The 15,520-nt window shown below is 61.5% G+C and carries 15 protein-coding genes; 9 read left to right on the forward strand and 6 right to left on the reverse strand.

What is annotated here, in order from left to right:
• Nucleotides 1–16: 16 nt before the first annotated feature.
• The 3 genes from JNB71_RS04980 to JNB71_RS04990 are packed head-to-tail and all read right to left on the reverse strand — an operon-like array spanning nucleotide 17 to nucleotide 2,002.
• Nucleotides 17–487, reverse strand: coding sequence for an Lrp/AsnC family transcriptional regulator (locus JNB71_RS04980; RefSeq protein WP_220370702.1), 471 nt, complete (start codon nucleotides 485–487; stop codon nucleotides 17–19).
• A 52-nt stretch (nucleotides 488–539) separates the two neighbouring features.
• Nucleotides 540–1,073, reverse strand: a complete 534-nt coding sequence (locus tag JNB71_RS04985; protein ID WP_346657238.1) for an acyltransferase — start codon at nucleotides 1,071–1,073, stop codon at nucleotides 540–542.
• A 5-nt stretch (nucleotides 1,074–1,078) separates the two neighbouring features.
• Entirely contained in the window at nucleotides 1,079–2,002 is a 924-nt protein-coding gene (locus JNB71_RS04990; RefSeq protein ID WP_222857203.1) for a glycosyltransferase family 2 protein, read from the reverse strand.
• Between the two features lie 394 nt (nucleotides 2,003–2,396).
• On the opposite strand from JNB71_RS04990, the gene trxB reads away from it, so the two are divergent.
• The 6 genes from trxB (at nucleotide 2,397) to JNB71_RS05020 (ending at nucleotide 8,177) form a co-directional block, all read left to right on the forward strand.
• A complete protein-coding gene (trxB, locus tag JNB71_RS04995; RefSeq protein ID WP_112857291.1) occupies nucleotides 2,397–3,371 on the forward strand; it encodes a thioredoxin-disulfide reductase in 975 nt (324 codons plus the stop codon).
• A gap of 113 nt (nucleotides 3,372–3,484) precedes the next feature.
• Nucleotides 3,485–4,381, forward strand: coding sequence for a LysR family transcriptional regulator VtlR (locus tag JNB71_RS05000; RefSeq protein WP_220370703.1), 897 nt, complete (start codon nucleotides 3,485–3,487; stop codon nucleotides 4,379–4,381).
• A 630-nt stretch (nucleotides 4,382–5,011) separates the two neighbouring features.
• Nucleotides 5,012–5,305, forward strand: a complete 294-nt coding sequence (locus tag JNB71_RS05005) for an ArsR/SmtB family transcription factor (protein WP_220370704.1) — start codon at nucleotides 5,012–5,014, stop codon at nucleotides 5,303–5,305.
• Between the two features lie 58 nt (nucleotides 5,306–5,363).
• Nucleotides 5,364–6,488 (forward strand): alkene reductase, encoded by a 1,125-nt coding sequence (locus tag JNB71_RS05010; RefSeq protein WP_220370705.1) that lies wholly within the window; start codon nucleotides 5,364–5,366, stop codon nucleotides 6,486–6,488.
• Between the two features lie 174 nt (nucleotides 6,489–6,662).
• On the forward strand, nucleotides 6,663–7,166 hold the full coding sequence (locus JNB71_RS05015) for a GNAT family N-acetyltransferase (protein WP_220370706.1): 504 nt from the start codon (nucleotides 6,663–6,665) through the stop codon (nucleotides 7,164–7,166).
• 69 nt (nucleotides 7,167–7,235) lie between these two features.
• Nucleotides 7,236–8,177: a lytic transglycosylase domain-containing protein gene (locus tag JNB71_RS05020; RefSeq protein ID WP_223215748.1), complete on the forward strand. Its 942-nt coding sequence runs from the start codon at nucleotides 7,236–7,238 to the stop codon at nucleotides 8,175–8,177.
• On the opposite strand, the gene JNB71_RS05025 is transcribed toward JNB71_RS05020, so the two are convergent.
• Entirely contained in the window at nucleotides 8,167–9,207 is a 1,041-nt protein-coding gene (locus JNB71_RS05025; RefSeq protein WP_220370707.1) for an NAD(P)H-binding protein, read from the reverse strand. The two genes, JNB71_RS05020 and JNB71_RS05025, sit on opposite strands and share 11 nt — an antisense overlap.
• Before the next feature lie 90 nt (nucleotides 9,208–9,297).
• Here JNB71_RS05025 and JNB71_RS05030 point away from each other — a divergent pair, with 90 nt between their 5' ends.
• Nucleotides 9,298–10,191 (forward strand): LysR family transcriptional regulator, encoded by an 894-nt coding sequence (locus JNB71_RS05030; protein WP_220370708.1) that lies wholly within the window; start codon nucleotides 9,298–9,300, stop codon nucleotides 10,189–10,191.
• Between the two features lie 9 nt (nucleotides 10,192–10,200).
• Here JNB71_RS05030 and JNB71_RS05035 read toward each other — a convergent pair whose 3' ends face one another.
• Entirely contained in the window at nucleotides 10,201–10,608 is a 408-nt protein-coding gene (locus JNB71_RS05035) for a GFA family protein (protein ID WP_220370709.1), read from the reverse strand.
• Nucleotides 10,609–10,790: 182 nt separating this feature from the next.
• Nucleotides 10,791–11,993, reverse strand: coding sequence for a pyridoxal phosphate-dependent aminotransferase (locus JNB71_RS05040; RefSeq protein WP_220370710.1), 1,203 nt, complete (start codon nucleotides 11,991–11,993; stop codon nucleotides 10,791–10,793).
• 469 nt (nucleotides 11,994–12,462) lie between these two features.
• Between JNB71_RS05040 and JNB71_RS05045 the strand changes: the two genes are divergently transcribed.
• Nucleotides 12,463–14,805: a marine proteobacterial sortase target protein gene (locus tag JNB71_RS05045; RefSeq protein ID WP_220370711.1), complete on the forward strand. Its 2,343-nt coding sequence runs from the start codon at nucleotides 12,463–12,465 to the stop codon at nucleotides 14,803–14,805.
• Nucleotides 14,806–14,848: 43 nt separating this feature from the next.
• Nucleotides 14,849–15,481 carry a class GN sortase gene (locus tag JNB71_RS05050; protein ID WP_222857204.1) on the forward strand — a complete coding sequence of 211 codons (633 nt, stop codon included), beginning with the start codon at nucleotides 14,849–14,851 and terminating at the stop codon, nucleotides 15,479–15,481.
• Nucleotides 15,482–15,520: the final 39 nt, after the last annotated feature.

The raw sequence follows: 15,520 nt of genomic DNA on the forward strand, positions 1-15,520 counted from the left end.
GAGACGCGGAAGCGGCCTAGATCTCTATCAGAGCAACATCCTTGACCTGCCGGATGGTCAGCATCGTGCGCACGGTATCGACGTTCTCCGTGGCCGTGAGTTCCTCAATAACGAAATCCTGAAACGCTGCAAGGTTTTCGGCCACGCACTGCAGGAGAAAGTCGGACTCGCCCGAGACCATCCAGGCTTCGCGCACCAGCGGCCAGTTGGCCGTCTGCTTGGCAAAGGCCTTGAGATTGGCATCCGACTGGTGCTTGAGGCCCACCATGCAGAAGGCAACAAGGTCATAGCCGAGCGCCGGTGCGTTCAAGAGCGCGCGATAGCCGCGGATGATGCCGGCCTCCTCCAGCTTGCGCACGCGCCTCAGACAGGGCGGCGCCGAGATGCCCACCCGTTCTGCCAGCTCGACATTGGTCATCCGACCGTCATGCTGAAGCTCGCGCAGAATCTTCATATCGATAGCATCAAGGTCGACGCGCATCACCATGGTTGAGCTTCCCGTTTTTCCTGTCGATCCCGCATGTCGCGGACCGTATTTGTTATTGCCCGCGATACTTCAAAAGCCGCGCCGGGCTGCCAACATAAATTCCGTAGGGTTCCGTCCTGCCTTTGACCACGGCATTCGCGCCGATGACGCAGCCTTTGGCGATATGCGAGCCGCCCAGGATCTTCGCGCCGGCGCCGATCCAGACATCGTCCTCGATCACGATGGGCTTGGCGACGACGCCCTGCATCGTGATGGCTTTGGAGACTTCGTCGTAACGATGGTCGAACGAAACGACGACGACGTGGGCGGCGATCCTCACGTCGTTGCCGATCCTGATGCCGCCGAGACCATAAAGGATGCTGTAGGGATTGATCGACACGTTCGAGCCGATCTCGATCGTGCCCTTCTGCGCGTCGATGAAACCGCCTCGATGGATCTTGAACCGATCGCCGATCACCACGCTGCCGCGGTAGGCATCGATCGACGCGCCCTGCTTGATCTGCGCCTTGCGGCCGACGCGCAAATAGCCCGGCAGAACAAGCCCGCGAAGGAGACAGTAATAATGCGAAAGCGATCCGATGCGCACGGCCGTTAAACCTCCGCGGGCCGGTCGGCAGACCAGACCGAGCGCATGAAGCCGTGCTCGATCAATTGTTCCGGCGAGGAATATTTCAGCGTGTCTTGATAGACGAAATCGAGCTCGCCGCTGGCCGCCACGGTATCGAGAATGCGCTGATACTCGCGCGCGCCGCCGAAATACTGCTTGTCCTCAACCGCCTGACGGGTTTTCTCGTGATAATCGGCAAAGAACTTGAAATGCAGGAGCACGCCGCAGATCGGCGAGAAATTGCGATCGAAGGGCAACGGCTGATGGATGCTGATCCCGAAACTGCACTCGTCGTCCCAATACATCAGCGGGTACTTCATCATCTCCGCTTCGGCAGCGAACTTGCGCCGCCGCGGCCCGCCCGCAAGGCTGAGGAAGCGCTTGGTCTTCTCGATGACGTAACCGCTACCGTCGATGCAGTCGGCAATCTCCCAGGGCATGGCATCCGTCGAGCCGTCGAAGGCGAACGCGCTCACCTCGCCCCCGGGATACATGTCGATCATCGGTGCCGCGAGCCGGCGCACGCCAAGACTTTCGAGATGGGCGATCAGTTGCGGCAGCGGTCGCTCGAAGCATCGGTCGTAGACGAGATATTCGTCCGCGTCGATATTTAGATACCAGCGGTTCTTGCCATAACGGGCAAACAGGGCTTCGCGCCACAGCTTGCCGCGCCTTGCCTCGCGATACCGCACGCCGGAGGTCCAGACGTCGACGTCCGGCTGCGCGCAGAGAAACGCGCGCGTGCCGTCGTCGGATTGATCGTCGACGCAGATGAAGCGGGTCACGCCGAGCCGGCGATAATGCAACAGCAGCGACCGCATGAATTTCAGATCGTCATGCGCCAGGAAAAGCAGCGGAACATCCGCGCTCCGCAACGGCCGGAAGGTTTGCGGCGACAACAGCGACAATGGCACCGTTTCGGTCCTGCTCTTGCGGCGGGACGAAACGCGGCGGCTGTCGAGCCAGGTGCCGAACCGGTGAAAAAGCGTGCGGCCGTAATCGAAGTCGCCGGGATTGCGAAACGGGTATGGGGATTGCCGCTTGTTCACTGCCACGTCTGTCCGATCGGCGATTGTCACAAGTTTTGTCGGTAACACGTATTAGGATGAAAAAACGAGAGCGTCTTTGCGCGCCATGCACAAAAACCTCGCGAAACCGGGGCAATCGCGCAACACATCTGTGTGTATCAACGGGGTCGCCCTTGAAACAAGGCTGCCGGAATCCCTAGACTAAGGGACAATTTCTCACCATATGACGAAGCCGGACGATGTTATACCGTTCAGGCGATCGAAGGACCGGCCCATGACTGCCCGACACACCAAAGTTCTCATCATCGGCTCCGGCCCGGCTGGCTACACCGCCGCCATCTATTCGGCGCGCGCCATGCTCAATCCGGTGCTGATCGCCGGGATGGAACAGGGCGGCCAGTTGATGATCACGACCGATGTCGAAAACTATCCGGGCTATGCCGATCCGGTCCAGGGTCCCTGGATGATGGAGCAGATGCTCAAGCAGGCCCAACATGTCGGCGCCGAGATCGTCAATGACCTCGTCACCAGCGTCGATCTCTCGGTGCGGCCGTTCAGGCTCACGACCGACAGCGGCACCGACTGGACGGCCGACGTGCTGATCATCGCCACTGGCGCCAAGGCCAAGTGGCTCGGCATCGAGAGCGAGGCGACCTTCCAAGGCTTCGGCGTTTCGGCCTGCGCCACCTGCGACGGCTTCTTCTACCGCAACAAGGACGTGATCGTGGTCGGCGGCGGCAATTCGGCCGTCGAGGAAGCGCTCTATCTGTCCAACCTTGCAAAGACTGTGACCGTCATCCACCGCCGCGACAGCTTCCGCTCGGAAAAGATCCTGCAGGAGCGGCTGTTCGCCAAGGAAAACATCAGGGTGATCTGGGATCACGAGGTGGTCGAATATCTCGGCACGCCGGCCAAGCCGCCAATGCCGGCGTCTGTCAACGGCGTCAAGCTGCGCAATACCCGCACGGGAGAGCTAAGCGAGATGCCGATCGACGGCGTCTTCGTGGCGATCGGCCATGCGCCGGCGGTCGAACTTTTCAAGGACAAGCTGCGCCTGAAGCCGAACGGCTATCTCTGGACTGCCCCTGATTCAACGGCAACGGACGTGCCGGGTGTTTACGCGGCCGGCGACGTTACCGACGATATCTATCGCCAGGCGATCACCGCGGCCGGAATGGGCTGCATGGCAGCACTCGAAGCGGAAAAATATCTGGCGGGCCATATGCCCGTCGCAATTGCGGCCGAATAGAAGCCGCGAACAATTGGAGCGGGAATCCCCGCTCCAGAGTGGGAACAGACAATCAGCTCTATGGTGGGAAACAACGAGGCCGTTTTCCGCCATAAGCGCCTATGGGGGGCTTCATGCCGCTAGACTGGGACAAACTACGCATTTTCCATGCGGCGGCGGAAGCGGGATCGTTTACCCATGCGGCCGACAAGCTGCACCTCTCGCAATCGGCCATCAGCCGCCAGGTGAGTTCGCTCGAGCAGGACGTCGGCATCAAGCTCTTTCATCGCCATGCCCGTGGCCTGATCCTCACCGAACAGGGCGAGATTCTCTATCGCACCGCCCACGAAGTGCTGATGAAGCTCGAAAGCGTCAGGGTCCAGCTTACCGAGACCACCGACAAGCCTTCCGGCAAGCTGCGCATCACCACCACCGTCGGTCTCGGCCAGGGGTGGCTGACCGACAAGGTCCAGGAATTCCTGTCGCTCTATCCTGAAATGCAGGTTCAGCTGATCCTCGACAACGAGGAGCTGGACGTCAACATGCGCCACGCCGACTGCGCCATCCGGTTGCGCCAGCCGCAGCAATCCGACCTGATCCAGCGCAAGCTCTTCACCGTACACATGCATCTTTATGCTGCGCCGTCCTACATCAACAAATACGGCGAGCCGCAGTCGATCGAAGATCTGGACAACCATCGCATCATCACCTTCGGCGAGCCGGCGCCCAACTACCTGCTCGACGTCAACTGGCTGGAGATTGCCGGGCGCGACCAGGACAATCCCCGGCCCTCGCATCTGCAGATCAACAGCCAGACCTCGATCAAGCGCGCCTGCCTGCTCGGCATCGGCGTCGCCATGATGCCCGACTACATCGTCGGACGCGATCCAGGCCTCATTCAACTGCCGATCAGTGCCGACATTCCGTCATTCGACACCTATTTCTGCTATCCGGACGAGATGAAGAACGCCGCCAAGCTGAAAGTCTTCCGCGATTTTATCGTCGCAAAGGCACGCAACTGGAGCTTCTGACACTGCCTTCGCAGTTGCACAAAAAATGTTCTCTATACTGCTTCTAGACAAACGACTGTTTTGACTGATTTTTTCCCAAAAGCTAAATCATCCGCCTCGAATAGGCGATTTAAATCGCTTGAAAAGTGTGCAGAGCTGCGTGCGACACATGGCTGTCATGCAGATTAAATGATTGCGGTTCGCCCAAAAAACCATCATACCGACTGCAGCTGATGCATTTTGGTGGCTTTTTTCCTCCCAGTGCCACCGCAGCAGCTGTTCCCCTCTGGAGGTTAATTACCTTCATAACTATAAAGGGCCCAAGTTTTCTTGTGGCCCTCTTTTTTTTGCCCTGAATTCAAGCACATCCTTGCGGTTGCAATTTTTCCCGACCACTCAGCATTGAAATCTTCGCGCCACTTGCCCATATCGGTTTTAGCTGATGCAGATGGTGGTCTTTTTCCTCCCAGTGCCACCGCAGCAGCTGTTCCCCTCTGGAGGTTTATACCTTCACACCTAAAGGGCCCGGCTTTTCCCGTGGCCCTCTTTTTTTTGCCCTGACGACGGTCCTTCAAGAAGTTGTGACTTGAATATCGCTAATCCACGATCTATATATCGATATATCGAGATTTATCGATACGTAGGCGACCGATGGACAAAGACGAAATCCTCAAGGCGTTGGCACACCCCAAACGCATGGAGATGCTGGGCTGGATGAAAGAACCGGACGCGCATTTTTCCAGCCAGCATCACCCCTTCGAGATGGGCATCTGCGCCAGCCAGTTCGAGCGCTGCGGCCTGTCGCAATCGACCGTGTCCAGCCATCTTGCGATCCTGCAGCGCGCAGGCCTCGTGACCACGCAACGCGTCGGCCAATGGATTTTCTACAAACGCAACGAGGAGACAATCCGGGCGTTCCTGAAAGACATCGGCGACACACTCTGACGGGAAACCGACCCGCCAGCCTCTATCCTCCCCCCGCAACGAACCAAAAGGACTTCCCATGGCTTCCCTCTTCGACCCCATCAGGATCGGCGATATCGAGCTTGCCAATCGCGTCGTCATGGCACCGCTGACCCGCAACCGCTCGCCGGGCGCCGTGCCCAACGCGCTGAACGTGACCTATTACGAGCAGCGCGCCACCGCCGGCCTGCTGATCACCGAGGCGACGGCGATCACCCATCAGGGCCAGGGCTATGCCGATGTTCCCGGCCTCTACACAAAGGAAGCGCTGGATGGCTGGAAGCAAGTGACCACAGCCGTGCACAAGGCCGGTGGCAAGATCGTCGTGCAGATGTGGCATGTCGGCCGGATTTCGCACACCTCGCTGCAGCCGAACGGCAGCAAGCCGGTGTCGGCCTCAGCCATCCAGGCAAAGTCGAAGACCTATCTGGTCAATGAAGACGGCACCGGCACCTTCGCCGAGACCTCCGAGCCCCGTGCGCTCGAACTCTCCGAAATTCCGGGCATCGTCGAGGACTACCGCAAGGCCGCCCGGGCAGCGATCGACGCCGGTTTCGACGGCGTCGAGATCCATGCCGCCAACGGCTATCTGATCGACCAGTTCCTGCGGTCCGGCTCGAACGTGCGCACCGACCAGTATGGCGGACCGATCGAGAACCGCGCCCGCTTCCTGTTGGAAGTCGTCGATGCGATCACCAAGGAAATCGGCGAAGGCCGCACCGGCATCCGCATTTCGCCGGTAACGCCTGCCAACGACTCGTCCGATCCGGACGCGCAGGCGCTGTTCACCTACGTCGTCGAAGGGCTGGCCAAGTACAAGCTCGCCTATATCCACGTGGTCGAGGGTGCGACGGGCGGCCCGCGCGACTTCCAGCAGGGCGAAAAGCCGTTCGACTACGAGGCCCTTCGCCAGGCCTATGAAACGGCCGGCGGCAAGGCCGCATGGATGACCAACAACGGCTATGACCGCGAACTTGCCATTGAGGCCGTCGAACAGGGCAAGACCGACCTCGTCGCGTTCGGCAAGCCGTTCATCGCCAATCCCGACCTCGTGCAGCGTCTCAAGGACAACGCACCGCTCAACACCCCGGACCAGGCGACCTTCTACGGTGGCGGCGCCAAGGGCTATACCGACTATCCGGTGCTTGAAAAGCAGGTCGCCTAACAATTCCAAAGTCTGGATCCCGCCCTTCACCGGGCGGGATTTTTTGAGCGGGAACCTGAAGCCCCTGAGGCGGAATTTGCGAGCCATCAGCGCCCCGCTATTCGGCATGATTTATCGGGCTGTACAACATCCCCGTCAGAGCCTAGAGCATCGGCAAACTGCCGGAGAGATTTGATGCATCTGCGCGACGCCGAAGAGGCCGACCTTCCCGCCATCCGCGACATCTACAACGACGCCGTCGTCAACACGACGGCGATCTGGAACGACACCCAGGTGGACCTCGAAAATCGTGCAAGCTGGCTCGCCGAGCGCCGGCGGCTCGGCTATCCGGTGCTGGTGGCAGTCGCCGATGATGGCACGATCGCCGGCTATGCCTCCTTCGGCGACTGGCGGGCTTTCGACGGCTATCGCCATACGGTCGAGCATTCGGTCTATGTCGAGAGGAACCGGCGCGGCGGCGGCATCGGCAGGATGCTGATGCTGGCCCTGATCGAGCGAGCGGCGGCCTGCGGCAAACATGTGATGGTCGCCGGCATCGAGGCCAACAACGAAGCCTCGATCCGGCTGCACGAGAAACTCGGCTTCGAAATCACCGGGCAGATGAAAGAGGTCGGCACCAAGTTCGGCCGCTGGCTGGATCTGACCTTCATGCAACTCATCCTGCCGGAGCACCGATAGTCGGTCTCCCGATTCCGCCGCATCGGTGCTATCAAGGACCGTCGAGATGTTTGGCGGATGGCTGAGCGGATGAGACGTGAAAGACCATGGCATCACCAGGCGTGGCTCGCGGCACTCTTTGCGGTCGCCTTGATCGTCACCACGTCCGCAGCCCCCGCAACCGCAGTAGCCCAATCGGAATGGCGCGCGCCGCCCTGCATCTATTCCGCCAGCACGACGGAGACGACGCTCTGCGTTCGCGCCCACAGCTACAGCCGCGACATCTGCACCGCCCTTGGCCATTTCGCCAAGACTAACGCCTTGCCGCCCGATTTCTTTGCACGGCTGATCTGGAAGGAAAGCCTGTTCCGTCCAGATGCCGTCAGCCCGAAGGGGGCCGAGGGGATCGCGCAGTTCATCCCCTCGACGGCGAAGCTGCGCGGCCTTTCCAACAGCTTCGATGCGCTCGAAGCCCTGGGAAAATCGGCTGAATATCTCGATGACCTGCGTGACCGCTTCGGCAATCTCGGCCTTGCGGCCGCCGCCTACAATGCCGGTGAAGGCGGGGTGGAGACATTTCTGCGCACCGGCAACCTTCCTTATGAGACACGCGCCTATGTGCTCGCCATCACCGCCCATCCGGTGGAGGAATGGAAGGACAATCCGCCGGAGACGCTCGATCTGCGGCTCGACCGGGACAAGCCGTTCTACGATGCCTGTACCGCCCTTGCCGACAAGCGCCGCCTGAAGGACGTGGTGTTCGAGGAAGAGGGCAACTGGGCGCCCTGGGGCGCGCAACTCTCGGCGCATTTCCAGAAATCCGTTGCGCAGCGGCTGTTCCTCGCCGCCATCAAGCGCATGCCCTCGCCGCTCAATGCGGAAAAACCGCTGATCCAGCGGGAGCGCAACCGCGCCTTCGGCAACAGGCTGCGCTACACCGCCCGCATCGGCCGCGAGACGAGGCGCGAGGCCGAGGCGGTCTGCGGCGAGATCCGCAAGGGCGGCGGCGCCTGCATCGTCTTCAAGAACTGAGGCGTGATCGAGCGATCTCCGACACGCGGGGCGCTGGCAAGGCGCGCTGCGAAGAGGCTTTCTCCGGTGGCAGGCAGCCAAGGCCGGCGAGCGTAGTGCGCACAGCCTCGTCGATCGGCGTCCAGGGTTCGGCGCCGATGACAGCCACCAACCGGTCGTTCGGCATGCGCAGCGGCTCTTGCCATGTGTAACGCATCTCCCGCAATTCCTTCAGCAACGGCACGAAGGGTGCTGCGAACGGCATCATCCACCAGGGAAAGGCCTTGACCTTGAGGCGCGGATTGCCGCTGGCGCGGCGGATGGCAGCGACCATCCTCGTGCCGTCATCATCCCAGAAACCCTGCATGTGATAGACGGCAAAGGCGGGCAGTGTCTCGCGGCGATCGGCGAGCCGCGCCATCGTTTCAGCGACATCCGGCAGATAGGCCCATTGGTGACCGCTGCCTTTCTTGCCGGGATAAGTCACCGCGGTGAGGGGTTTCCCGGGGGTGACGAGCCCCTGCGAGAACCAGTTGTTGGCAGCACCAGGCCCGAAGAAATCCCCTGCCCTGACCACAATGACGCGAACACCTTCCGCTGACGCGGCCTCGAGACGTCGCTCCATCTCGGCGCGGATCTTTCCCTTTGCCGTCACCGGGTTCTGCGGCGATTTCTCATGCAGCAGCGGGAAGGCGTCGGGACCGAAATTGTAGATGGTGCCCGGCAGAAGAACGGTCGCGCCTGTCGCCTTGGCGGCGGCGATCGTATTGTCGATCATCGGCAGCACCAGCGTACCCCAGTTGCGGTAACCCGCCGGATTGACGGCATGAACGATCAGGCTTGCACCTTCCGCAGCCGCAAGCACGTCCAAGGCGCTCATTGCATCGCCCTGCACCCATTCGAAGTCCGGGCTTCCTGCCGCGGCCTTGGCGGCATCGCGATGGAGGGCGCGTATCGTCCAGCCGCGGACTTTCAGGGTTCGGGCGACCGCGCCGCCGATGCCACCGGTCGCGCCGAGGATGAGGGCAATCTGTCTTGCTTGGCTGGTCATGTCTCGTCTCCTTGTTCGATGAGATGATCCTGATCGCAAACTTGGTTAAACGAAATTGCCAAAATTTCTTTATCTGATATACAAAAACGAATGAGCGAAATCGAGCCGAGCTGGGATTTCTACCGCACCTTCCTGACCGTGATGAAGGAGGGCTCGCTGTCGGCCGCCGCGCGCGACCTGGGGCTGACGCAGCCGACCGTCGGCCGGCATATCGACGCTCTAGAAGGCATCATCGGCTTCCAGTTGTTCATTCGCTCGCCGCAGGGCCTGATCCCGACGGAAGCCGCACTCGACCTCAAGCCGCATGCCGAGCAACTGGCGGCCAACGCGGCGGCACTGCTGCGGGCGGCGACCGGACAGGGAAAGACGGTGCGCGGCACGGTGCGCATCAGCGCCAGCGAGGTGATCGGCATCGAGGTGCTGCCGCCGATGCTTGCCACCCTCAACGAACGGCACCCGGATCTCGTCATCGAGCTTTCGGTATCGGACCAGGTCGAGGATCTTCTGCGGCAGCAGGCCGACATCGCCGTGCGCATGGTGGCGCCGGCACAGGACGCGCTGATCACCCGGCGGATCGGCGGCATTCCGCTCGGGCTCCACGCACACCGCCGCTATCTCGACCTGCACGGCGTGCCTGAAAAGCTGGACGATCTGCGCGACCATCGAATGATCGGGTTCGACCGCGAAAGCGCCTTCGTCCGCGCCATGCGCAAACGCGTGCCGCTCCTCGGCATCATGCGGCCGACGCTGAAATCGGACAGCAACCTTGCCCAGATGGCGATGATCCGCGCCGGCTGCGGCATCGGCGTCTGCCAGGTGGAGCTTGCCAGGCGCGATCCGAACCTCGTGCGGTTGCTCGCCACCGAGTTCGAATTGCCGCTGGAGACCTTCGTCGTGATGCACGAGACCATGAAGACGACGCCGCGCTGCCGCGTCACCTTCGATGCGCTGGTCGAGGGGCTTCTGGCCTATGTCAGGAAATAGCAGACAGGGCTAAAGATGGCGCGTTTCGGCCGGTGTCGCACCCCAGTCGTCGTTGCGACCGTCGAAGTAAGTGAGCGGCGCGGCCATCAGTTCTTCGATGTCGAGGTCGTCGAGGCAGGCGATGTTGATATTGTAATATTTGGCGCCGGTCATGTTGGGAATGTCCACCCATTCGAACGGGCGGACACCGCAGTGCCGACAGAAGAGATGATGCGCGACGCCGGAATTGAACTGATAGTTGATCAGTTCATCGTCGCCGGCCACCAGGTGGAACGCCTCCGGCCTCACCTTGACGGTCCAGAGGCGCATCTTCCAACAAACCGAGCAATTGCATTTGCCGGTGCCGCGGCTGAGATCGAGATCCGCCTCGAAGCGAACCGCGCCACAATGGCAACTTCCGCAATAGGTTTTCAGCATTGGTGTTCTTCGCCCCCGACAGCCTCCCCATCAGGTTATTCGAAGAAGACAGTGATGGCCACCGCTTGACAGCTTAACCTCGCACCGAAACGGCGGTCTCTTGCCCGAGTCTTTCGCACAGCAAACCGCCCAACAAAAAACCCGCCGTTTCCGGCGGGCTCGTTGTCAGTCGCATTCCTGCCTTACTTGCAGGCTGCGCAAAAGCGCTGGATGCGCTTGCAGGCTTCTTCCAGCAGTTCTTCCGAAGTCGCGTAGGAGATCCGGAAGTTGGGACCAAGGCCGAAGGCGGAACCGTGGACAACGGCGACGCCCTCGGACTCGAGAAGTTCGGAGACGAAGTCCTCGTCGGTTTCGATGACCTTGCCCGAAGGTGCGGTCTTGCCGATCAGGCCCTTGCAGGACGGGTAGACGTAGAAGGCGCCTTCCGGCGAAGGGCACTCGATACCCTTGGCCTGGTTGAGCATGGAGACGACGAGGTCGCGGCGGCCTTCGAAGATCTTCTTGTTTTCCGGGATGAAGTCCTGTGTGCCGTTCAGCGCCTCGACGGCGGCCCACTGGGCGATCGAGCAGGCGCCGGACGTCTGCTGGCCCTGAATCATGTCCATGGCCTTGATGAGGGCGAGCGGGCCAGCGGCATAGCCGATGCGCCAGCCGGTCATGGCATAGGCCTTGGAGACGCCGTTCATCGTCAGCGTGCGGTCGTAGAGGGCAGGCTCGACCTCGACCGGAGTGGCGAACTTGAAGTCGCCATAGGTCAGGTGCTCGTACATGTCGTCCGTCAGGATCCAGACATGCGGATGCTTCAGCAGCACATCCGTCAGGCCCTTGAGTTCCGCATGAGTATAGGCGGCACCCGACGGGTTGGACGGCGAGTTGAAGACGAACCACTTGGTCTTCGGCGTGATCGCCCTTTCCAGATCAGCCGGCGTCAGCTTGAAATTGTTTTCCTGTGTCGCGGCGACAAACACCGGAGTTCCGCCGCAAAGCGCCACCATTTCAGGGTAGGACACCCAGTACGGCGCCGGGATAACGACTTCATCACCCGGATTCATCGTCGCCATGAATGCATTGAAAAGAATCTGCTTTCCGCCGGTGCCGACGATCGTCTGGGCGGCGGTGTAGTCGAGATTGTTCTCGCGCTTGAACTTCCTGGCGATCGCCTCGCGCAGTTCCGGGATGCCCGAGATTGGCGTGTACTTCGTCTCGCCGCGGTTGATCGCGTCGATGGCTGCCTTCTTGATATTGTCCGGAGTATCGAAATCCGGCTCACCGGCACCGAGCCCGATCACATCGCGCCCCTTGGCTTTCAGTTCCCGGGCTTTTTGGGAAACGGCGATGGTGGCGGATGGCTTCACACGGGAAAGGGCGTCGGCAAGAAAGGCCATGATGTGGTTTATCCTGATCAGGTTGAAACAGCATGCGCGCCAGCGGGAGCGGTCTTTGCCGGGCTCCGTAGCGGTTAGGTGTATGTCGAAAGACAGGCCCGGTTTCAAGCGCAAAGAGCCCGCAGAACCGGCAAAATGCGTGACCATGACAATGTTTCATCAGTCCCATCAGCGCCTGGGATGAATCACTTTCTCGACAGCGCCGCGCAGAAGCTTGAATCGACTCCGGATTTTCATGCCCGCTGCAGCAAAGCTTAAGCCAGCGGCAAGGCGTTCGAGTCCGAAGGACAATAACGCCTCACGCTCGGATTTTATTCTTCAAAAACAGGAGCTTTGCGACATTTCCGCAACGCCTTGATTTGGTCACAACAAATGCCGCGGCCTGCCGCAATTCCGTCCTCCTGCAGCCGATTTCCAGGCCTTTTCTGAGGGCCTACCCGAATCCATCCGCACCCAAGGGCCTTAAGCAATGTTTGTCGACACGGAAATCGGCGCTGCGACCCCGCGCCGCCAGTACACGCCCTATGTCGAATATCTGCTGGTCGCCGCACTTCTGGCTGTGACGATCGTGCTGTTTTTCGTGATGGGCTCTTTCTCGGAGGCCTCGGCCGAAACCGGACAGGGCCGACCGAAGCATTTAGCAGGCTATGTGCACCCCAACGATTTGGGCACCGGTGCCCTGCTCTTCCCATCCAAGGAACCCGGCGCCTTCGTCGAGGCACCGCGGCTGGCAACCGATGTGCTGATCGACGTCAACGGCCCGATCCTGCGCACGCGCGTGACGCAGCGGTTCCGCAATCCGAGCAAGGGTTGGGTTGAGGGCACCTACGTCTTCCCGCTGCCGGAAAACGCCGCTGTCGATACGTTGAAGATGCAGATCGGCGACCGCTTCATCGAGGGTCAGATCAAAGCCCGCGAGGAAGCGCGCAAGGTCTATGAGGAAGCCAAGGCCTCCGGCAAGAAGACGGCGCTTCTCGAACAGCAGCGCCCCAACATCTTCACCAACCAGGTCGCCAATATCGGTCCCGGCGAAACCATCATCGTACAGATCGAGTATCAGGGCAGCGTGCATCAGTCGGGCGGCGCGTTCTCGTTGCGCTTCCCGATGGTCGTGGCCCCCCGCTACAATCCCGATCCGATCGTCCAGACGGTCGATCTCGATCCCAGTTCCGGTTACGCCGTCAGCGATCCGGTGCCGGACCGCGGCAAGATCGCCCCGCCGGTGCTTGATCCTGCGGAAAATGCAAGGATCAATCCGGTGACGCTGACGGTCAATCTCAATGCCGGTTTCCCGATCGGCACCCTCACCTCGCCGTTCCATGAGACCGACGTCCGGACGGTCGATGACATGGCCCGCGTGATTAGCTTGAAAAGCGGCAGCGTGCCGGCCGACAAGGATTTCGAACTGAGCTGGAACGCGGCCGCCGGCAAGGCGCCGCATGCAGGCCTCTTCCGCGAGACGGTCGACGGCAAGACCTATCTGCTTGGCTTCGTGACGCCTCCGACTGATGAGGCCGCGACGGAAACGACGCCAAAGCGCGAAGTGGTCTTCGTCATCGACAATTCCGGCTCGATGGCCGGCACATCGATCGAGCAGGCCCGCGACAGCCTGGCGCTTGCCATCTCCCGGCTGCGTCCGGAAGACCGGTTCAACGTCATCCGCTTCGACGACACGATGAGCATGCATTTTCCCTCCCTCGTGCCGGCGACGCCGGACAAGCGCGAGGATGCGATCGCATTCGTGCGCGGCCTGACGGCCGATGGCGGCACGGAGATGCTGCCGGCGCTGGAGGCAGCCCTGCGCACGCAGGGGCCGATCGAGCCCGGTACGTTGCGACAGGTCGTGTTTCTGACAGATGGGGCGATCGGCAACGAGGCGCAATTGTTCGACGAGATATCGAAGAACCGCGGCGATGCCCGTGTCTTCACCGTCGGGATCGGCTCGGCGCCCAACACCCACTTCATGACCAAGGCTGCCGAACTCGGCCGGGGCACGTTTACGCTGATCGGCTCGGAAGACCAGGTGGCCGCCCGCATGGGCGAGCTCTTCGACAAGCTGGAAAACCCGGCGATGACCGACATCGCCGTCACCTTCGCCGGCGCGAATGCGCAGGATATCACGCCCAACCCGATGCCTGACCTCTATCGCGGCGAGCCGGTGGTGCTGACCGCGAAGCTTGATGGCACCTCACCTGCAGGCAAGCTGCAGATCACCGGCAAGACCGGCGAGCAGCCCTGGCGTATCGAGCTGGATGTCGCCAAGGCGTCTCGAGGCAACGGCATTGCCAAGCTCTGGGCGCGGCGCAAGATCGACGATCTCGAGGCAAACGCCTATGCCGTGAACGACGGGGCAGCGCTCGACAGAAAGATCGAGACCGTGGCGCTTGCGCATCACCTCGTTTCGCGGGTCACCAGCCTGGTTGCCGTCGACGTGACGCCGTCGCGCCCGGCGGGTGAGCCCGTTGCCAGCACCGACGTGCCGCTCAACCTGCCTGAGGGATGGGATTTCGAGAAGGTGTTCGGCGAGACGATGCGTCCGGAGGGCCAGCGCAAGGCCTCGCTCGACCAGGCCGAGGAACAGGCAATGCTGGTCGCCGACCGGATGGCGACAGCGCCCACGGCACGAGCCGCCGGCCTGATCGCGCAAGCGGGCAATCAGGTCCACCTGCCCCAGACCGCGACGCTGGCCGACCGGTATATCCTGATCGGCCTGATGCTGCTCGCCGTCGCGGTAATGGCAACATCAACCTTCGGCCTGTGGCGCTGGCAGATGCGCGGCCTGAATCTGGAGGCACGCAGCCGTGTCCAATAGACAGACGCTCGACGGGCGCGATGGCTTTCTGGCGCGCCTCAACATGCTGGAGACGCTGGTGCTCGCGGCCATTTCGCTTGTGGCGATCGCCGGCCTGATGCTGGTCGGTAAAGGCTTCTACATGAAGGTGAAGGCCGAGGTTTCGCAGGTGTTGCTGAAGCGAAGCTTCGAGGCGCAACTGCATGGCGCGCCCAATGTCAAACCATGGCCCTGGGCCGACTTTTCGACCGAAGCGGAAATTACCGCGCCACGCATCGGCAAGACTGCGATCGTGCTGTCGGGCGCCAGCGGTGAGGCGCTCGCCTTCGGCCCGGCGCGACTGACCAACACGCCGTCGCCGGGTGAACTCGGCACCTCCGTCATTGCCGCCCATCGCGACACGCATTTCCGCTGGCTGAAGGACGTCAAGCCTGGCGATCTTCTGGTGGTCACCCGCAAGGACGGAACGAACCTGACATTCCGAGCCGGCTCAAGCCGGATCGCCCGCTGGGACGAGAGCGGCATCAACGCAGATGCCCCCGGGCGCAATCTGGCGCTCGCCACCTGCTGGCCCTTCGATGCGACCGGGCAGGGCCCGCTGCGCTACATCGTCCAGGCGGAGCTCGTTTCCGATGCACCGCAAACGAAGCTTTCGGCACTTCCTCTCCCCATCCAGTTGCCGGTCACATCCTTTTGATCGGCCTTGATCCTTTCGCGCCCCACCCCAGGTATCAGC

The sequence above is a fragment of the Rhizobium herbae genome, assembly GCF_019511375.1.
Lineage (GTDB): Bacteria > Pseudomonadota > Alphaproteobacteria > Rhizobiales > Rhizobiaceae > Pararhizobium > Pararhizobium herbae_A.